We start from the raw sequence: 17457 nt of genomic DNA on the forward strand, positions 1-17457 counted from the left end.
GGGCATGGCCCAGCGCTACCTCTGGGCATCGAGCAGATGCGCCGCCAGTACTTCACCGCTCGCACCGGACAGGTATGGCAGCCGCCCCCAGCACGGCATCGGCAGGCGCTGGCGCAGCGTGGCGATGTTGTCATCCTGCCGCTGCATCGACGGGTCGATGTGGTTGCCGATCCAGCCCAGGCACTCCACGCCGCCGGCCTGCAGCGACTGCGCGGTCAGCCGCGCATGGTTGACGCAACCCAGGCGCATGCCCACCACCAGCAGTACGGGCAGACGCAACGCGCGCACCAGATCGAGCTGGTCCAGCGTGGCCGAAACCGGTGCCAACCAACCGCCGACACCCTCCACCACCACGATGTCAGCCTGCGCGCGCAGACGCTCGAATGCAGCCACGATCGGCGCCAGTTCCACCTGCACGCCATCCTCGGCGGCGGCCAGTTCCGGGGCCAGCGGTTGTCGCAGCGCATACGGATTCAGGTCGGCGTAGTCCGGCGCCGGCCAGCTGGCCGCCTGCAGGGCCAGGGCGTCTTCATTGCGCAGGCCCTGCCCCAGGTCTTCACTGCCGCTGGCCACCGGCTTCATGCCGACCGCCCGCAGCCCACGTCGGCGCAGCGCATGCAGCAACGCGGTGCTGGCCGCGGTCTTGCCGATCTCGGTATCGGTGCCGGTGACAAACAAGGCAGGCGGCAGCGTGGCAGGCAACAGCATCGATAGGCTCCAACGGGGCAACAGAGCGTGCATTATCGCCGGCCCGGCGCGCTTGCTAGACTGCGGGCATGTTCGCCAATGCCTCGCTCACCGGCAGCAAGCCGGAACAATACGCCCAGCTGCTGGAACAGGCCCGTGGCCTGGTCTACGCCGAGTCCGACCGCATCGCCAATGCGGCCAACCTCTCCGCGCTGGTCTACCACGCCCTGCCCGACCTGAACTGGGTGGGCTTCTACCTGTACGACGGCAAGGAGCTGGTGGTGGGTCCGTTCCAGGGCCTGCCCGCCTGCGTGCGCATCCCGCTGGACAAGGGCGTGTGCGGTGCGGCCGCCAGCCAACGCGTGACCCAGCGCGTGGACGACGTGGATGCCTTCCCCGGCCACATCGCCTGCGATTCGGCCTCGCGCTCGGAGCTGGTGTTGCCGCTGCTGCGTGGCGAGGAACTGATCGGCGTGTTCGACATCGACAGCCCGAAGGTCGGCCGCTTCGACGCCGATGACCAGACTGGCCTGGAAGCCATCGCCCGCGTGTTCGTCGAGGCGCTGGGATGAGCGCACCGAAGCTGCGCAACATCGGCCCCAAGAGTGCAGCCTGGCTGCGTCAGGTCGGCCTGCGCAGCCGCGAAGACCTGGTTGCGATCGGCGCAGTCGGCGCGTTCGTCAAGGTCAAGCGCGCCGGCTTCAAGCCCAGCCTGAATCTGCTGTACTCATTGGAAGGTGCGTTGCTGGACTGCCATTGGCAGGAGCTGAGCGAGCCGCAACGTGAGGCGCTGGTGCAGGACTATGAAGCGCGCATCGCCGCGCACCCGCTGAAGGCGGCCGGCCCGGCCTCGGGCCCGGTGCATGAGCAGCACTTCGATGCTGACGACGACGCTGAAGACAGCGTGGACGAGCGCGCGGACGAGGATTGAGGCCTCCGCGTTCCTGGGAATGCCGGCCAGCGGCCGGCACTACCACTGTGATGCGGGATCGGTAGCGCCGGGCCGTGCCCGGCGGGCACGCTCAGGGCTGCTGCAGCTCGAGCAGCTCACCCACCAGCCCTGCTTCTCCGCGTTCCAGCCACACCCGCAGGCGGGTGCCGTGATCGATGCGCAGCGCCCAGCACAGCGACATCGGCAGGCCGCAGACCTGCGACAGCACCATGCGCAGCGGGCCGCCGTGGCTGACCACCAGCGTCGGCACAGGGTCGTCGTCGTCCAGCAGGCGATCCAGCGCGCGTGCGATGCGCCGTTCGAAGTGGCCCCAACTTTCGCCGTTCGGCGGCGGGAACGCATGCGGATCCGCGTGGAAGGCCGCCAATGCGTGCTCCGGCAGGTCGAACAGCGACTGCCCGTCCCAATCACCGAAGTCCAGCTCTTCCCATTCCTCGTCCGTCTCCACGTCCAACCCACGCGGAGTCGCCAGCGCCATCGCGGTGTGCAGCGAGCGCAGCCGCGGCGAACTGATCACCCGCTCCCAGGGCTGCGCGGCGTAAGCGTCAACCAGTTCCTGCGGCAGGCGGGCCAGCTGCGCTGGATCACTGCGGCCATCAAGAAATTCATCGCGACCATTGCCAGCGTGGCGGACCAGGTCGAGGATCATGGCACCGCAACCGCGTGCAGCACGCTGGTCAGTGACGGGTACGCGCACGGCGCAGGAGAGATCGGCGATTGAAGCAACATCATGAACACCACTTCCGGACAGCGTCCCCATAGCGGGGCGCGTCATTCTAGCGTGGGCCGCCCTCAGCCTGCCCGGTACGGAGTCCTGCGCGTGAAGCAGACAGCGACGCCATCATGCGTTTACCCAGTCGGATCATGGGTGCTTCGATGCAACGATGTCCCAGCGCAGCCAGCGGGAGTGCGACCGCCAGCACCAGTGCAGCGCACAGCAGATAGCCGGATGTCCCGTCACCAACATACGCAAGCAACCGGCGCAGCACCGGTCCCAGCACGGCGATGACAATGGGATGCCCCAGGTAGAGCGAGTAACTCACCGTACCCAGCCAGGCCGTCGCCCGGTTGACGAGCAGACGCGGCGGGCATTGCGAGCAGCCCAACAGCACTGCCAGATAGCCCAGGCCGGCCAGCTGCCATTGTCCTGCCCCGCTCCAGCCACCTGCGATTCCCGCCACGACCAGCAACAGCAACAAGGCACCGGCCATGTTGAGTGCCATCCCCCACCACCGTGCCCGCACCGGAGGCAGTTGCGAGAGCGCGTTGTACGCGTGGAACGCCACCAGCCCCATCGCGAACACGGGCGCGTGCGTCAGCCAGCCATAGCCGCCCAGTGAAGCTTCCGCGCGTGCACCCAGCGCGCCGGTTCCGGCCAACGCCGCCAGCCCCAGCAGCGACAAGAGGAGCATCCAGGCCCGGCGTCCGTCATTCACCAGCAGGTACAGCGCAGGGAAGATGACGTAGAACAGCATTTCCACGCCAACCGCCCAGCTGGCCCAGACAATGCCCTGCTCCCAGCCGGGGAACAGGTTGAAGGTGAACGTGGCATTGGCAACGATCTCGGCCCAGGGATGGCCGGCATGGCTGCCTCGGCCATCGCGGAAGATCGAGAACGCCAGCAACACGTAGAACAGCGGCGCAATCCGCAGGAAGCGGTGCAAGTAGAAACTCAGCAAGGGCCGTCCGCTGGCCTTGTGGCGAGGTTGGGTGTAGCACAGGGAGAACGCGCTGATCACGAAGAACAGGGCGACGCCGGTGGCTCCCAGCTGCAGTACCGGCAACAACCCGGCCGCAACGGGCAACGCCGGCGCTGGCATCGACTGGACGTGAAACAGCACGACATAGACGGCGGCCAAGCCTCGAAGCGAATCGAGGAACTGCAAGCGATCCTTTGCAACCATGTTCCCGCTTCCCAACCGCAGTGCGTGCGACGGCCTTCACTCTACCAGCTGGCGATGCCGTAGACTGCGCGCACTTCCAGGTGACCTGCGGCCACGGCCGGCAGGTTGAAACGGGAAGCCGGTGACGCGTGTTCCCACGCCATGCCGGCGCTGCCCCCGCAACGGTAAGCACGTCAGTTCCAGGCAACTACGCCACTGTGCCGCGTGCATGGGAAGGCGCCTGGACGGTGGCCTCGCGCCACCTGGCGGCAAGCCCGGAGACCGGCCCGGAAGCCTCAAGGTCGCGATGCGGTGGGCATGGCGCTGGATGATCGCGGCCTGCGCTGCGACATCGGCGCGTGCCTGCGTTTGCGGCTCCTCCCCTTCGCCACGCGGGCGTGCGTGGCACCCGGAGTTCCCCCGATGAAGCTGCAGTCCCGAATGCTGTCCCTGGCCGTCCTGGCCGCGCTGCCCGTGCTGGCCCAGGCCGCCGATGACACATCGGCGCTCGACCAGATCCTGGTCACCGCCACCCGCACCCCGATCGCCCTGCAGGACAGCATCGCACCGGCGCAGGTAATCGACCGTGCACAGATCGAATCCAGCCAGGCCACTTCGCTGCAGGAACTGCTGCGCGGCCGCGCCGGCATCAACCTGACCAATACCGGCGGCCTGGGCAAGCAGAGCTCGTTGTTCCTGCGTGGCACCAACTCCGGCCATACCGTGGTGCTGGTCGATGGCGTGCGCATCAACAGTGCCGACCTCGGCCTGGCCATGTACCAGGACCTGCCGCTGGCGCAGATCGAGCGCGTGGAAATCGTACGCGGCCCGCAGTCGAGCCTGTACGGCGCCGACGCCATCGGCGGCGTGATCCAGATTTTCACCCGGCGCAACCAGGGCGATTTCGCTCCGCACTTCCAGCTCGGCGGCGGCAGCAACGGGCTGCGCGAAGCCAGCGGCGGCATTGGTGGCGGCACCGAACGCGGCTGGTTCGGCGCGGATATCGCCTACCAGCATTCCGACGGCATCGATGCCTGCCGCGGCTCTTCCTCGGTGTTCACTGCCGGCTGCTTTGCCGACGAACACGACCGCGATGGCTACCGCAACCTGTCCAAGAGCCTGCGCGGCGGTTACAGCTTCAACGACCAGTGGAACGTGGAAGGCAGCGCACTGCGCGCCGACGGCAAGAACCACTACGACGGTTACTACAACTACTCGGAGACCCGCCAGCAGGTGCTGGCCGGCAAGGTGCGCTACACCCCGTCGGAGCGACTGGCGTTCACCGCCAACGTCGGCCGCAGCGACAACGAGTCGGACAACTTCGGCGCACCGGGGGTGTTTGGCAGCGCCCAGACCCATCGTGACAGCGCCTCGCTGCAGGGTGACATCACGCTGGCCGAAGGTCAGCTGCTGAGCACCGGCGTGGACTGGAGCGAAGACAACCTGGACGGCAGCAGCGCCGGCTATCGGGTCGACAGCCGTCGCAACACCGGCGTATTCGTGCAGTACCAGGGACGCTTCGGCCGCCACCAGCTACAGGTCAGCGCACGCAACGACGACAACCAGCAGTTCGGCAACCATGCCACCGGCAGCGCCGGCTGGGCGATGCAGCTGGACCATGGCCTGCGCCTCAACGCCAGCTACGGCACGGCATTCAAGGCACCGACCTTCAGTGACCTGTATGACCCATGGAGCGGCGTGTCGACGTTGAACCCGGAAAAGTCCAAGAGCGCAAACCTCGGCGTTTCGCAGCAGGGCCAGGGGTGGCACTGGGGCCTGGACGTGTACGAGACCCGCATCGATGACCTGATCACCTACGATGCGTCCACGATGAAAATGCAGCAGGTTGAGAAGGCACGCATCCGTGGTGCCGAGCTGACCGGTGGCGTGCTGCTGGCCGGCTTCGACATCAACGCACAGCTGAGCTACACCGACCCGCGCAACCGCACCCACGGCAGCACCCAGTTCGACAACTGGCTGCCGCGCCGTGCACAGCAGACCGCGCGCCTGGACATCGACCGCCGCTTCGGTGACTTCCGCGCCGGCCTGACCGTGCAGGGTGCGGGTAAGCGCTTTGACAACGCCAGCAACTCGGTGAAGGTTGGTGGCTATGGCACGCTGGACCTGCGCGCCGAGTACGCGCTGACGCCGGAATGGTCGCTGCTGGCGCGCGCCGCCAACGTGTTCGATCGCCGCTACGAGACGGTAGCGTTGTTCAACCAGCCCGGCCGCGAGTACCAGCTGAGCGTGCGTTACCAGCCGAAATAGCGATCCACGCCATCGACGCATGGCGTCGATCTACACGATCGGTAGCGCCGGGCCATGCCCGGCGAGCGGATCACGGCGTCGGACAGTCGGCAGCCAACCCCGGCAGCTCACGCAGGTCATCCATGACCGCCACCGCATGCGCGGTGGCAAGGTCCAGGCCGCGCGGATAGCCATAACGCACCAGCGCAATCGGCATGCCGGCATCTTCAGCAGCGCGGTAGTCGGTCAGCGAATCACCCACCATCAGGCACGCCTCCACCGGCAGACCGAAGTGCGCGGCGATGTGTCGCAGCGGCTCGCCGCTGGGCTTGCGCTGCGGCAGTGAATCGCCACCCAGTATCAGCGCGAACGCATCGCCGATGCCCAGGTGCTGCAGCAGCGGCGGCACCAGTGCTTCGGGCTTGTTGGTGCAGATCGCCAGAGGCACGTTGCATGCACGCAGTTGCGTCAGCGCTTCACCCACGCCATCGAACAGGCGCGGGCTGCGCAGCAGACATTCGCGGTAGTGCACCATGAACACCGGCATCACTTCGCCCATGTCGACCTCGCGGCCCGCCGCATGCACGGCCTGCTCGACCAACCGGCGCACACCGTCGCCGATCCAGCCCAGCACGGTGGCTTCCGGCACACGGGCCACGCCGATGTCCTCCAGCGTGCGATTCAGTGCTTCGGCGATATCAGCTGCGCTGTCGATCAGCGTGCCATCGAGGTCGAACACGACCAGCGGATAGGGATACGACAAAGGACGGCACCTGCATGACGTGGGGCCGTCCATTGTACGCCGCCGCTTTTGGGGCGGCTTCGCCTCAACCGATCCTGCGCGCGCGGGTGGCCAGGAAGGTGGGCAGATAGCGGTCGATCAGGAAGCGCGGTTGCGGCTGCCAGTCTTCCATGAAGCGATCGATGACGAAACCGGCATCCAGCTGCCCGCCGATCAGTTCGGTCAGGCTGTGGCCAAAGGTCAGCGCATCGCCACGGGCCAGCTTCGCCTCGCGTTCGGCCGGCGGAAGGTCTTCCAGGTCCGAATAGGGAATGGCGTACTGCGGCCGGATCAGGCCCTGTGCATCCAGCTGCGGATCACGCGCGCCGACGAACAGCACCGGGTTGTAGAAGCTGGCCATCAGCATGCCGTCGCGCGCCAGCACGCGGCGGCATTCGGTCCACACCGGACGCACATCGGGCACGTACAGGTTCGAGATCGGATGAAACACCACATCGAAGCTGTCGTTGGCGAACACGTGCAGATCGCGCATGTCGCCCTGCACGGTGCGCAGCTGCAGGCCATCGCGCGCGGCGACCCTGCGATCCTGTTCCAGCTGGCCGTCAGAGAGATCGAACACGGTAACCTCGGCGCCTGCGGCGGCCAGCACCGGTGCCTGCTGGCCACCGGCCGAGGCCAGGCACAGGATGCGGCGGCCGCGCACATCGCCCAGCCAATCCAGCGGCAACGCGCGTGGGGTCAGGTTCACCTGCCAGCGGCCTTCGCGCGCGGCGGCAATCGTTGAGCTTTCCACCGGGCGCGACCATTCGCGCACTTCGCTGGCCTGGCGGTCCCAGGCAGCACGGTTGTGATCGATCAAGGCCTGTCCATGGTTCATGTGTTCTCCTTGCCCGGGGGGCGCCAATCCAGATCCTGGAAGGCCGGGCTGGCGAAGCACTCGCCCAGGAAGTCCAGGAATCGCCGCATGATAGCGGGCTGCTGGCGCCGTGACGCGTACACCGCATGAATGCCCAATTCGTCCAGACTGAATTCGGGCAGCAGTTCAACCAGTTCGCCACTGCGCAGGAACGGCGCCACCTGATAGGTCGGCAACATGGCGATGCCGGCGCCGGCGCGTACCGCCTCCAGCAGCAGCGAAGCCTCGTTGGCGCTGATATTGCCGCCCACCGCCACCGACAGCGAACGGCCGTCGCGGTGCAGCTGCCACAGGCTCTTGCCGACGTAGTGGTGGGTCAGGCAGTTGTGCGCGGCCAGGTGCTCCGGCGCGGTCGGTGTGCCGCGCGCCTGCAGGTAGGACGGCGTCGCGCACAGCACCGAGCGGCAGGTGGCCAGCCGACGTGCGATCAGGCTGGGGTCGATCTGGCGCGCAATGCGCACGGCCAGGTCCACCCGCTCCTCCACCAGGTTCACCGTCCGGTCGACCAGCAGCAGCTCGATGCGCGCCGCCGGATGGCGCGCGACGAAGCCGGCCACCGCCCGTGCCAGGTGGCTCTGCCCGAACGACACGCTGGCAGTCACCCGCAGCGTGCCGTGCGGCTCGGGGTCATCGCTGGCCAGTTCGCCCCGCAGTTCCTCTCCGATCGCCAGCATCTGCCGGAAGCGCGCAAGCGCCGCCTCACCCGGTCCGGTCAGGCTGATCCGACGCGTGGTCCGGTGCAGCAGGCGCGCACCCAGCCAGCCCTCCACCTCGGCCAGGTAGCGACTGACCATCGCCCGTGACATGTCCAGCACCTCGGCGGCGGCGGTGAGGCTGCCGCGCTCGGCGACCTCGACGAAGACGGTCATGGCGGTCATTCGGTCCATATGCTCGATCCATGCAACAAACAAGCGCGTTATACGCTGTTTTTCGAGCGACTGCAGCGGCCTAGAGTGGCCCCATTCCCACCCCACATCGCCCCACGGAGTCCTGCCATGAAGATCGCCCTCGTTGGTTCCACCGGCAATATCGGCCGCCAGATCGCTCGCCACGCGCTGGCCCACGGCCACGAACTCACTGTCATCGTGCGCAGCGCGCAGGACCTTCCGGCTGAACTGGCCGGTGCCCATCCGGTGATCGCCTCGCTGGATGAGCAGGACACGCTGGTCGCCGCCATCGCCGGCCACGACGTGCTGGCCAGTGCCTACGGCCCGCGCCCGGGCGATGACATCGGCCGCGTGGGCGAGGTCGCCGCGCAGCTGGCTGCCGCCGCACGCAAGGCCGGCGTGCCGCGCCTGGTGGTGGTCGGTGGTGCCGGCAGCCTGGAAGTCGCACCCGGCGTGCAGCTGGTCGATACCCCCAACTTCCCGGAGGCCTACAAGCCGTACGCGCTGGCCCACCGCGAGGCGTTCAACCGCCTGCAGGCAGTGGACGACCTGGACTGGACCTTCTTCTCGCCGGCCGCCGAAATCGGCCCGGGCGAAGAGCGTGGCCAGTACCGCGTGCAGCCCAAGGCCTTCCTCGCCGATGCCAGCGGCCACAGCCGCATCAGCTACGCCGACTACGGCGCCGCGTTCGTCGCAGAGCTGGAGGCGCACCAGTACCCGAAGCAGATCATCACCGCGGCGTACTGATGCCTGGCCGCCGGGCATGGCCCGGCGCTACCCACCTGTAGAGCCGAAGGCAACGGCAAGAGCCGTTGCCAACGTCGCTTGCGACGGCCCGTAGGGGGCCGGGCAAGGACGCCCGGCATAGCCCATGCTCGGCTCGCCATCCGCCACAAGGAATACCCCATGCGTACCGCTGCCCTGCTGCTCCCCCTCGCCCTGGCCGCCGGCTTCGCCAGCGCGCCGCTGCTGGCCGCGCCGGCCGCTGCCACTCCGGCCACGGCGACGAAATCCCAGCTGCACCTGCAGACCTTCCATCCCGGCCCGCAGGCAATGTTCTCGGTGTCCTCGGTGCTGATCGAAGGCCGCCACGACGCGATCCTGGTCAATGCGCAGTTCGGCGCCAGCGACGCGCGCAAGCTGGTCGAACTGATCCGCGCCAGCGGCAAGCAACTGACCACGATCTACATCAGCCACGGCGATCCGGATTACTACTTCGGCTTGGCCACGCTGCAGGACGCGTTCCCGCAGGCGCGCATCGTCGCCACCGCGCAGACCGCCGCCCACATCCAGCAGACCCAGGCCGGCAAGCTGGCCTACTGGGGGCCGAAGATGGGTGCCGACGTGCCGGCACGCATCGTGGTACCGCAGGTGCTGGACGGTGATGCCCTGCAGCTGGAAGGCCAGCGCCTGCCGCTGATCGGCCTCGATGGCCCGACCCCGGACCGCACTGTGCTGTGGGTGCCGTCGCTGCGCGCGATCGTCGGTGGCATTCCGGTGGTGGCCGGTGAACACGTGTGGATGGCCGACACGCAGACGCCGAAGTCGCACACCGACTGGCTGCAGACCCTGCAGCGGTTGCAGGCACTGAAGCCGAAGGTGGTGGTGCCGGGGCATTACGCGCCGGGTGCGGCGCTGGATGCCAATGCGCTGCGCTTCACCGCAGAATATATCCGCGCATTCGATACCGAGGCGGCAAAGGCCAAGGACAGTGCGGCGCTGGTGAAGGCGATGCAGGCGCGCTACCCGAAGCTGGACGGCGTGGCGTCGCTGGAGCTGAGTGCGAAGGTGGCCAAGGGCGAGATGCAGTGGCCATGAGATAGGGGGGTCTTTTGCAGGGCTGCGCCCCGCACCTGCGGTAGTGTCGGCCACTGGCCGGCACCCTCAACATCCAAAGCTCGCTTGATAGGGGGCGACCACGTTCAACTCACCAGATCGGCGACGCGCAGTTAATCACCCATTTGCCACTCCTTTCCAAACGTCAAGCCGGGATCAACATCACAGACCTGAACGTCAACAGCTGTACGATGATTGCGTAGCTGATTAAACCGATGGAACGGAGAATTCACGATGAAGATCAGACATGCTTTGGTCAAACTGCTGCTGTCCACCACCGCACTGGCCGCGTCCCCCGCGTTCTCTCAACAAGTGACGCCCTCCACCGACCCCGTTGTTCAAGCCTTTGCGCAGCATGAGGGATTGTCCACCCAAGAAGCCGACAGGCGGCTCAGACTTCGAATTGCGGCAGGTGAAGAGCTTGCGCACATTCTGGAAGGAATGCCTGATCGCTTCGCTGGCAAGAGCTTCAGTGAGAACCCGATGATCGTGACGGTCCGATTGACCGGGACCGAGCCAGTGGCATCCCGAACTGTGAGCACTGTCTATGGCACCATCACCTACCGCTTCACGATCGGGGCAACCCACTCTCTGACGCAATTGAAGCAGATAGTTAAGTCAGGAAAGGTAGCAGAACTTTTCCCGGAGCATCAGGGGATCATGATCGACGGACAGCGCGGTGTGATTGTTGTGGAGCTGCCCAGCACAGATTTCGAAAGAATCTATGCCGACGAGGAAAAGAATGCGCGACGCATTCTATCCGCACCCATTGAACTAAAGAAGTCCTCAGGGCGTTCCAAGTTGCTGTCAGCCCCACAGACTCGTGCGGGTGGGAGAGCTGTTTCCAACAACTCTTACTGCACGTTTGGATTTCGGGCCTATGATTCTGATGAAAAGCCTGGGTTGATTACTGCCGCACATTGCCTACCAACCCTGCGGTACGAACCGATCCCGGGTTCTGGCGACACTGCCACCGTCGTACTTGATGTAGATCCTGACCGACGACGCTTTGATGCAGGTCACGACGTGCAATGGCATCCCGTCCCCTCCTCGAGCGGTTTTGAAGCGTCTTGGACGACCTTCACCAAATTGAATGGATTTAACACGATTGGTTACTTGGGAAAGGTCAGACCCGATCTACTGCGGGAAACTCTGGAAGGACTCCTGGTGCTCTGCCATGCAGGAACACGGACAGGCTACAGCTGCGGCACGCTCACCTCCGTGAACGCAGAGCCTGAATCAAATACCTGCAATTCCCAAAGCTGCACGAGCGATTGGATTAAGGTAGAGGATCTAGCCGGCCCTTACGATTTGCTATGTGATGCAGGTGACAGCGGCGGCCCTCTGGTTTCGGTGGATCTCGATGCTGTGGCGATAGTGACGTCTGCAAAGACCAATGGCAGCGAAATCGGAGATTGCGACTATCTGATAGGGATGTCTCTTGCGAAGGTTCACTCCGCCATAGGCGTGACTGTTCGTTGATCGCGAGAGAGCCGTCACGCGCAGACCTGTACCAGCCATCATCGCTGAGCTGGGCTTGTCCCATTAAATGCCTTGGCAATCTTGTTGCGCAGGGCCTTCGAGAGATCTGCAACTGATTGAGCTGGGAGATTTGTGCAGGCCCGCTTGACCGGCCAGAATCAAGAGCCTTCTCAGCCCTATCAACGATTGCCTGCAGACTCGCTCGATCCGTGCTCGAACAACTCCCCCTGCACCACCGCCTCCTTTTCGCGGAAGCCACCAAGCCCGACGCCGACCAGGCGGTAACGCGTCTCCGCCGGCAGGTCAACGCGGGCACGCAGGGCCAGTGCGATGTCGCGCAGTTCTTCCATCGATTCCGGCGGGCGGTCCGGGGTGAAGCTGCGGGTGAGAATGCGGAACTGCGCGGTCTTCAGTTTCAGCACCACGGTGTGGCCGACACGCTCGGTCTTGCGCGTGGCGTTCCAAGTCTTCTCCGCCAGCTGCACGATCGCCGCGCCCAGGTCTTCCAGCGGCAAGTCTTCGGCAAAGGTGTCCTCCGAGGAGATCGACTGCACCTGCTGGTCCGGTTCCACCGGCCGTTCATCGACGCCGCGTGCGCGGTTGTACAGGCTGCGCCCGAAGCTGCCGAACGCCTCTTCCAGGTCGATCAGCGACCACTGCCGCAGATCGCCGCAGGTGACGATGCCACGCGCGGCAAGTTTGCCTTCCATCACCTTGCCGACGCCGGGCACCCGGTTCACCGGCAGCGGCAGCAGGAACGCGTCCACCCGCTGTGGCGGAATCACGAACTGGCCATCGGGTTTGCGCCAGTCCGAAGCGATCTTGGCCAGGAACTTGTTCGGTGCAATCCCGGCTGAAGCGGTCAGGTCGGTCTCTTCACGGATCTGCGTGCGGATGGTGCGGGCGATGTCGGTGGCCAGTGCGATGCCGCTCTTCGGCTCGGTCACGTCCAGATACGCCTCGTCCAGCGACAGCGGTTCGACCAGATCGGTGTGGCGCAGGAAGATCTCGCGCACATGGCGTGACACCGCTTTGTAACGTGCGAAGTCCGGCGGCACGAAGATCGCATCCGGGCACAGGCGCTCGGCGCGCAGCGCCGGCATCGCCGAGCGCACGCCGAACACGCGCGCCTCGTACGAGGCCGCGCACACCACCGAGCGAGCGCCCCGCCATGCCACGACCACCGGCTTGCCGCGCAGTGACGGATCGTCGCGCTGCTCCACCGACGCGTAGAACGCGTCCATGTCGACGTGGATGATCTTGCGCAGTCGGGTCATGTCAGGTGGAAAAGTCGGAGGCAGGCTGAACCGACCACACGCACAGGTATGGTCTTTGCACATCAACAGGATGCGCGTATTCCCTTGAAAACACTACGGTTGCGTACGGTTGAAATGTTTGATCGGCGCAGTTTCCACGGGCATTCTCGAGCGCTTGTTTCCCTGTTTCCCCGCTTCCAGGATTGTGCTTCATGACCCGTCTCCACGCGTTCAACCGCGAACAGCTGCTGGCCAGCGCACGCGGTGAACTGTTCGGCGCCGCCGCCGGCCGTTTGCCCAACGATCCGATGCTGATGTTCGACCGCATCACCGAAATCCGCGAGGACGGCGGACCGCATGGCAAGGGCATGGTACGCGCCGAACTGGATATCCGCCCGGACCTGTGGTTCTTCGGTTGCCATTTCATTGGCGATCCGGTGATGCCCGGCTGCCTGGGCCTGGATGCCATGTGGCAGCTGACCGGCTTCTTCCTGACCTGGCTGGGTGCCCCGGGCAAGGGCCGCGCCCTGGGCTGCGGCGAGGTGAAGTTCACCGGCCAGGTACTGCCTGATGCGAAGCTCGTGCGTTACGAGATCGACATCAGCCGTGTCATCAACCGCAAGCTGGTAATGGCCCAGTCGGATGCCCGCATGTACGTGGATGACCGCGAAATCTACAGCGCGCGCGACCTGCGCGTCGGCCTGTTCACTGAAACCGGGAGCTTCTGATGCGTCGCGTCGTCATCACCGGCATGGGCATCACGTCCTGCCTCGGCAATGATCTGGATACCGTTTCGGCTGCGCTGCGCGAAGGGCGCTCGGGCATCACCGCCCTGGCTGACCACGCCGAAGCGGGCCTGCGCAGCCAGGTCGGCGGCCGTGTCGATCTCGATCTGGATGCACTGATCGACCGCAAGCAGAAGCGCTTCATGAGCGATGCGGCGGCCTTCGCTTACCTGTCCATGCGCGGTGCCATCGCCGATGCCGGGCTCAGCCCCGAGCAGGTCAGCAACCTGCGTACCGGCCTGATCGCCGGTTCCGGTGGCGGCTCCAGCGAATGGCAGATCGGCGCCGTCGATCTGCTGCGCGAACGCGGTGTGCGCAAGGTCGGCCCGTACATGGTGCCGCGCACGATGTGCTCGACGGTCTCGGCCTGCCTGGCCACGGCCTACCAGATCAAGGGCGTCAGCTATTCGTTGTCGGCGGCCTGCGCCACCTCGGCGCACTGCATCGGTGCCGCCGCGGACATGATCCGTCATGGCGCGCAGGACATCATGTTCGCCGGAGGCGGTGAAGACCTGCACTGGTCGATGAGCGTGATGTTCGACGCGATGGGCGCCCTGTCCACCAGCTTCAACGAAACCCCGGCCAGCGCCTCACGCCCGTACGACAAGGATCGCGACGGCTTCGTCATCGCTGGTGGCGGCGGCATGCTGGTGCTGGAAGACTACGACCACGCCGTCGCGCGCGGTGCGCACATCCATGCCGAGCTGATCGGCTACGGCGTGACCTCCGACGGTGCCGATATGGTTGCCCCGTCCGGTGAAGGTGCGGTGCGCTGCATGAAGATGGCGCTGCAGGGCGTCGATCGCCCGCTGGACTACCTCAACACCCATGGCACCTCGACGCCGCTGGGCGACGTCACCGAGCTCAACGCGATCCGCGAAGTGTTCGGTGATGCGGTGCCGCCGCTGTCCTCCACCAAGGCGCTGTCCGGCCATTCGCTGGGTGCGGCGAGCGTGCACGAGGCGATCTACTGCCTGCTGATGATGCGCGATGGCTTCATCGCCGGTTCGGCCAACATCGGCGAGCTGGACCCGAAGGTGGAGAGCTTCCCGATCCTGCGCGAAAGCCGCGAGCAGAAGCTGGACACGGTGATGTCCAACAGCTTCGGCTTCGGCGGCACCAACGCCGCGCTGGTGTTCGGTCGGGTTTGATTGGGCAGGTGTGCCGACCAGCGGTCGGCACCTACCAGAGCGGTAGCGCCGGGCCATGCGCGGCGAGAGCGGTGAAGCGTGCCGACCAACGGTCGGCACCCACCGTCAGGAGCGGTCGGCAGCCACCGGTTACCTCGGCAACAACGGCAGCAGCAGCGCGTGTGCATCCACCAGCGAGCCGACGATGCGGTGGCCGAGTGCACGCAGCTCCTCATCCGGATGCACCAGGTCCGGCACCTGGATCACGGTCATACCGGCGGCCAGCGCTGCGCGCGTACCGGCCGGTGAATCTTCCAGCGCAAGACAGCGCTCCGGCGCCTTACCCAACCGCTGCGCGGCCAACAGGTAGATGTCCGGTGCAGGCTTCGGCCGCGCCACATCACCACTGGTGATCACCGCATCGAAGTACGGCAGCAGGCCAGCGGCCGTCAGCTTGCGGTTGGCCCGCGGCTGCCGTGTGGTGGTCGCTACCGCGCGCGGTACCGCGTGCGCCTTCAGCAGCTCCAGCAGCTCCAGGATGCCCGGACGCAGCGGCAGGCCGGTCTGCGTGCGTTCCTCGTACAGGTCGTGGCAGCGTGCAGCCACCGCCTCGATCATGCTGTCCTCGATACCCTGCGCGCGCAGCAGCGCGTGCGTGTCGCGGTCGCCAAGGCCGACCATGCGCAGGAACACCGCCTCGTCCAGGCCCAGCCCGAACTCATCGGCCGCCTCGCTCCAGCAGGCCAGCGAGACCCGCTCGCTGTCGATCATCAGGCCGTCCATGTCGAAGATGACGGCGTCGGGGAGGAACGGCAGCGCAGCGATGGTGGTCATGGAGCGAACAGCGTATCCAGGTCGGTGGAGGTGAGCAGCCGCCATTGCCCCTCGTCCAGTCCCTGCAGGTCCAGCCCGCCAACTCGGCTACGGTGCAGGGCCTGCACGTGGTTGCCGGTGGCGGCGAACATGCGGCGTACCTGATGGTAGCGGCCTTCATGCAGCACCAGGCGCGCGCGACGCGCATCCAGCACCACCAGTTCAGCCGGCAGCAGGGGCGTCTTCTCGGACTCCAGCATCAGCGTGCCGCTGGCGAACAGCGCCACCTCGTCGCCGCGCAGGTCGTCGCTCAGTTCCACCTCGTAGACCTTGGGCAGCTTCGACTTCGGCGAGATGATCCGGTGCAGCAGGCCGCCATCATCGGTCAGCAGCAGCAGGCCACTGGTCTCGCGGTCGAGACGGCCGACCGTGGACAGCACCGGATCGCGGTCGCGGAAGCGCGGCGGCAGCAGATCGTAGATCAGGCGGCCCTTGTCCTTGGTCGAGCAGGTGTAACCGGCCGGCTTGAACATCGCCAACGACAGGCCCACCGGCGGATCCAGCGGCTCGCCATCAACCCGGATTGCGTCGTGTGCCACCTGGTCATCGGCGTACAGCACTTCGCCGTCGGCGTCGGTGACGCGGCCCTCGCGGAACATCCACTGCACCTGCTTGCGGCTGCCATAGCCCAGGTTGGCGATGTGCTTGACCAGCTTCACTTGCCCTTCCCCTTCACCGCTTCGACCAGCTTGAAGCCATCGCGCTCGGCGACCACGCGTACCGCGCCGAAGCGCTCGTTGAGCGTGTACTCATACGGCAGGTGGCGGTTGGCCACCACGTACAGGCGCCCGCCCGGACGCAGCGCCTGCGCGGCCACGGCGATGAAGCGCTGGCCGATGTCCGGACGGTCGGCACGCGAGGGGGTATGGAACGGCGGGTTGCTGATGATGACGTCATAGCCCGGCTCGATGCCGGCGGTGACGTCCTGCCACAGGAAACGCAACGGCAGCGGGCGCGGCGGCGGTGCCAGGTTCAGCTCGGCCAGTGCCAGCGCACGCTGCTCGGCCTCGTACAGGTCCAGCGCGGTAATCTTCGGGCAGCGCTCCAGCAGCTCGCGCGACAGGTAGCCGTAACCGGCGCCGAGGTCGGCAGCACGGCCAGCCAGGTCGGCCGGCAGGTGCTCGGCCAGCAGGGCAGAGGCCGGGTCGATGCGGTCCCAGGCGAATACGCCCGGGCGGCTGAGGAAGCGTCCCCCGACAATCGGGCGCACCGCGTCCAGCGCGGACCAGCGCTTGGCCAGGTCAGCATCGTGCTGGCCCTGCATCGGCGCGGTCCAGTACGCCCGGCAGTGATTCTTGGTCAGGCTGCCGCCAAGGCCGGTCAGCTGCTTGAGGTCGCCCTCGCCGGAGCGCGCGCCTTCGTTGTTGGACTGGCAGGCGACGATGCGGCCACCGTCGGCGACCAGCGCCAGGGCGCGGGCGAACAGCGCACGGGCTTCCTCACGCTGGCGCGGCGGCAGCACCAGCACCAACGGGTAACGGCCCTTGCCGGCTTCATCATCCAGCTGGCCGCTGACGGTCCAGCCAGCCGCCTGCTGCAGCGGCTGCGCGAACGGGGCGAAGCTCTGCTCGCAGTGCACTTCACGGCCACCGGCCACTTCGCGCAGTGGCCAGCCATCGCGGGCACGCAGGAAGGCCACCGGGCCCTCCGGCCAGCGCAGGGCGCCTTGGGAGAACGGCAGGAGCAGGGTCTGCAGGGGGGCGTCGTCGCTGGAGGCCATCGGCGCGGGTACTTCAAAGCGTGAGGGCCGTCCATTGTACCGGCTTGGCCGCGCCACCCCC

At 66.4% G+C, this 17457-nt stretch carries 18 protein-coding genes and 1 riboswitch; of the genes, 8 read left to right on the forward strand and 10 right to left on the reverse strand.

Annotation, left to right across the window (positions count from 1 at the left end; genetic code table 11):
* Nucleotides 1–15: 15 nt before the first annotated feature.
* On the reverse strand, nt 16–708 hold the full coding sequence (gene bioD / locus ABR323_RS02840) for a dethiobiotin synthase (protein WP_439448116.1): 693 nt from the start codon (nt 706–708) through the stop codon (nt 16–18).
* 68 nt (nt 709–776) lie between these two features.
* On the opposite strand from bioD, the gene ABR323_RS02845 reads away from it, so the two are divergent.
* Nucleotides 777–1259 carry a GAF domain-containing protein gene (locus ABR323_RS02845; protein WP_439448117.1) on the forward strand — a complete coding sequence of 161 codons (483 nt, stop codon included), beginning with the start codon at nt 777–779 and terminating at the stop codon, nt 1257–1259.
* Nucleotides 1256–1618 carry a TfoX/Sxy family protein gene (locus ABR323_RS02850; RefSeq protein WP_135272187.1) on the forward strand — a complete coding sequence of 121 codons (363 nt, stop codon included), beginning with the start codon at nt 1256–1258 and terminating at the stop codon, nt 1616–1618. The genes ABR323_RS02845 and ABR323_RS02850 overlap by 4 nt, the downstream gene beginning before the upstream one ends.
* A gap of 91 nt (nt 1619–1709) precedes the next feature.
* Here ABR323_RS02850 and ABR323_RS02855 read toward each other — a convergent pair whose 3' ends face one another.
* Together ABR323_RS02855 and ABR323_RS02860 are read right to left on the reverse strand one after the other, a co-directional pair.
* Nucleotides 1710–2288, reverse strand: coding sequence for a histidine phosphatase family protein (locus ABR323_RS02855; protein WP_439448118.1), 579 nt, complete (start codon nt 2286–2288; stop codon nt 1710–1712).
* Nucleotides 2289–2415: 127 nt separating this feature from the next.
* Entirely contained in the window at nt 2416–3525 is a 1110-nt protein-coding gene (locus ABR323_RS02860; RefSeq protein WP_439448119.1) for an acyltransferase family protein, read from the reverse strand.
* Between the two features lie 79 nt (nt 3526–3604).
* Nucleotides 3605–3827, forward strand: a riboswitch (cobalamin riboswitch).
* A 118-nt stretch (nt 3828–3945) separates the two neighbouring features.
* Here ABR323_RS02860 and btuB point away from each other — a divergent pair.
* A complete protein-coding gene (gene btuB / locus ABR323_RS02865; protein ID WP_439448120.1) occupies nt 3946–5790 on the forward strand; it encodes a TonB-dependent vitamin B12 receptor in 1845 nt (614 codons plus the stop codon).
* Between the two features lie 70 nt (nt 5791–5860).
* Here btuB and gph read toward each other — a convergent pair whose 3' ends face one another.
* From gph to ABR323_RS02880, 3 genes are all read right to left on the reverse strand, one after another.
* Nucleotides 5861–6532: a phosphoglycolate phosphatase gene (gph, locus tag ABR323_RS02870; RefSeq protein ID WP_439448121.1), complete on the reverse strand. Its 672-nt coding sequence runs from the start codon at nt 6530–6532 to the stop codon at nt 5861–5863.
* Between the two features lie 64 nt (nt 6533–6596).
* The gene (locus tag ABR323_RS02875) at nt 6597–7388 is read right to left on the reverse strand and encodes a class I SAM-dependent methyltransferase (RefSeq protein ID WP_135272182.1); all 792 of its coding nucleotides are present in this window, start codon (nt 7386–7388) and stop codon (nt 6597–6599) included.
* A complete protein-coding gene (locus ABR323_RS02880; protein ID WP_135272181.1) occupies nt 7385–8314 on the reverse strand; it encodes a LysR family transcriptional regulator in 930 nt (309 codons plus the stop codon). Before ABR323_RS02880 ends, ABR323_RS02875 begins: the two co-directional genes overlap by 4 nt.
* 108 nt (nt 8315–8422) lie before the next feature.
* On the opposite strand from ABR323_RS02880, the gene ABR323_RS02885 reads away from it, so the two are divergent.
* The 3 genes from ABR323_RS02885 (at nt 8423) to ABR323_RS02895 (ending at nt 11632) form a co-directional block, all read left to right on the forward strand.
* Nucleotides 8423–9061 carry an NAD(P)-dependent oxidoreductase gene (locus ABR323_RS02885; RefSeq protein WP_439448122.1) on the forward strand — a complete coding sequence of 213 codons (639 nt, stop codon included), beginning with the start codon at nt 8423–8425 and terminating at the stop codon, nt 9059–9061.
* Between the two features lie 159 nt (nt 9062–9220).
* Nucleotides 9221–10132 carry an MBL fold metallo-hydrolase gene (locus tag ABR323_RS02890; protein ID WP_439448123.1) on the forward strand — a complete coding sequence of 304 codons (912 nt, stop codon included), beginning with the start codon at nt 9221–9223 and terminating at the stop codon, nt 10130–10132.
* 252 nt (nt 10133–10384) lie between these two features.
* Nucleotides 10385–11632: a hypothetical protein gene (locus tag ABR323_RS02895; protein ID WP_439448124.1), complete on the forward strand. Its 1248-nt coding sequence runs from the start codon at nt 10385–10387 to the stop codon at nt 11630–11632.
* A gap of 179 nt (nt 11633–11811) precedes the next feature.
* On the opposite strand, the gene dinB is transcribed toward ABR323_RS02895, so the two are convergent.
* Nucleotides 11812–12909: a DNA polymerase IV gene (dinB, locus tag ABR323_RS02900; RefSeq protein WP_439448125.1), complete on the reverse strand. Its 1098-nt coding sequence runs from the start codon at nt 12907–12909 to the stop codon at nt 11812–11814.
* Between the two features lie 191 nt (nt 12910–13100).
* On the opposite strand from dinB, the gene fabA reads away from it, so the two are divergent.
* On the forward strand, nt 13101–13616 hold the full coding sequence (gene fabA, locus ABR323_RS02905) for a 3-hydroxyacyl-[acyl-carrier-protein] dehydratase FabA (protein WP_004140661.1): 516 nt from the start codon (nt 13101–13103) through the stop codon (nt 13614–13616).
* Nucleotides 13616–14824, forward strand: a complete 1209-nt coding sequence (fabB, locus tag ABR323_RS02910) for a beta-ketoacyl-ACP synthase I (RefSeq protein WP_439448126.1) — start codon at nt 13616–13618, stop codon at nt 14822–14824. Before fabA ends, fabB begins: the two co-directional genes overlap by 1 nt.
* A 129-nt stretch (nt 14825–14953) precedes the next feature.
* On the opposite strand, the gene ABR323_RS02915 is transcribed toward fabB, so the two are convergent.
* Genes ABR323_RS02915 through ABR323_RS02925 form a run of 3 tightly spaced genes read right to left on the reverse strand, consistent with a single transcriptional unit; the run spans nt 14954 to nt 17396 of the window.
* The gene (locus ABR323_RS02915; RefSeq protein ID WP_439448127.1) at nt 14954–15637 is read right to left on the reverse strand and encodes an HAD family hydrolase; all 684 of its coding nucleotides are present in this window, start codon (nt 15635–15637) and stop codon (nt 14954–14956) included.
* Nucleotides 15634–16335, reverse strand: a complete 702-nt coding sequence (locus ABR323_RS02920; protein WP_135272173.1) for a pseudouridine synthase — start codon at nt 16333–16335, stop codon at nt 15634–15636. Before ABR323_RS02920 ends, ABR323_RS02915 begins: the two co-directional genes overlap by 4 nt.
* On the reverse strand, nt 16332–17396 hold the full coding sequence (locus ABR323_RS02925) for a class I SAM-dependent methyltransferase (protein WP_135272172.1): 1065 nt from the start codon (nt 17394–17396) through the stop codon (nt 16332–16334). Before ABR323_RS02925 ends, ABR323_RS02920 begins: the two co-directional genes overlap by 4 nt.
* Nucleotides 17397–17457 lie beyond the last annotated feature (61 nt).

Origin of the sequence: Stenotrophomonas sp. ATs4, assembly GCF_051861585.1 — a bacterium.
GTDB classification, from domain to species: domain Bacteria; phylum Pseudomonadota; class Gammaproteobacteria; order Xanthomonadales; family Xanthomonadaceae; genus Stenotrophomonas; species Stenotrophomonas maltophilia_AS.

What these genes read in the sequence shown, in the direction of transcription:
- bioD (WP_439448116.1), bottom strand. Translation starts at nt 708, where the DNA reads ATGCTGTTGCCTGCCACGCTGCCGCCTGCCTTGTTTGTCACCGGCACC.
- ABR323_RS02845 (WP_439448117.1), top strand. Translation starts at nt 777, where the DNA reads ATGTTCGCCAATGCCTCGCTCACCGGCAGCAAGCCGGAACAATACGCC.
- ABR323_RS02850 (WP_135272187.1), top strand. Translation starts at nt 1,256, where the DNA reads ATGAGCGCACCGAAGCTGCGCAACATCGGCCCCAAGAGTGCAGCCTGG.
- ABR323_RS02855 (WP_439448118.1), bottom strand. Translation starts at nt 2,288, where the DNA reads ATGATCCTCGACCTGGTCCGCCACGCTGGCAATGGTCGCGATGAATTT.
- btuB (WP_439448120.1), top strand. Translation starts at nt 3,946, where the DNA reads ATGAAGCTGCAGTCCCGAATGCTGTCCCTGGCCGTCCTGGCCGCGCTG.
- ABR323_RS02875 (WP_135272182.1), bottom strand. Translation starts at nt 7,388, where the DNA reads ATGAACCATGGACAGGCCTTGATCGATCACAACCGTGCTGCCTGGGAC.
- ABR323_RS02880 (WP_135272181.1), bottom strand. Translation starts at nt 8,314, where the DNA reads ATGGACCGAATGACCGCCATGACCGTCTTCGTCGAGGTCGCCGAGCGC.
- ABR323_RS02885 (WP_439448122.1), top strand. Translation starts at nt 8,423, where the DNA reads ATGAAGATCGCCCTCGTTGGTTCCACCGGCAATATCGGCCGCCAGATC.
- ABR323_RS02890 (WP_439448123.1), top strand. Translation starts at nt 9,221, where the DNA reads ATGCGTACCGCTGCCCTGCTGCTCCCCCTCGCCCTGGCCGCCGGCTTC.
- ABR323_RS02895 (WP_439448124.1), top strand. Translation starts at nt 10,385, where the DNA reads ATGAAGATCAGACATGCTTTGGTCAAACTGCTGCTGTCCACCACCGCA.
- dinB (WP_439448125.1), bottom strand. Translation starts at nt 12,909, where the DNA reads ATGACCCGACTGCGCAAGATCATCCACGTCGACATGGACGCGTTCTAC.
- fabA (WP_004140661.1), top strand. Translation starts at nt 13,101, where the DNA reads ATGACCCGTCTCCACGCGTTCAACCGCGAACAGCTGCTGGCCAGCGCA.
- fabB (WP_439448126.1), top strand. Translation starts at nt 13,616, where the DNA reads ATGCGTCGCGTCGTCATCACCGGCATGGGCATCACGTCCTGCCTCGGC.
- ABR323_RS02915 (WP_439448127.1), bottom strand. Translation starts at nt 15,637, where the DNA reads ATGACCACCATCGCTGCGCTGCCGTTCCTCCCCGACGCCGTCATCTTC.
- ABR323_RS02925 (WP_135272172.1), bottom strand. Translation starts at nt 17,396, where the DNA reads ATGGCCTCCAGCGACGACGCCCCCCTGCAGACCCTGCTCCTGCCGTTC.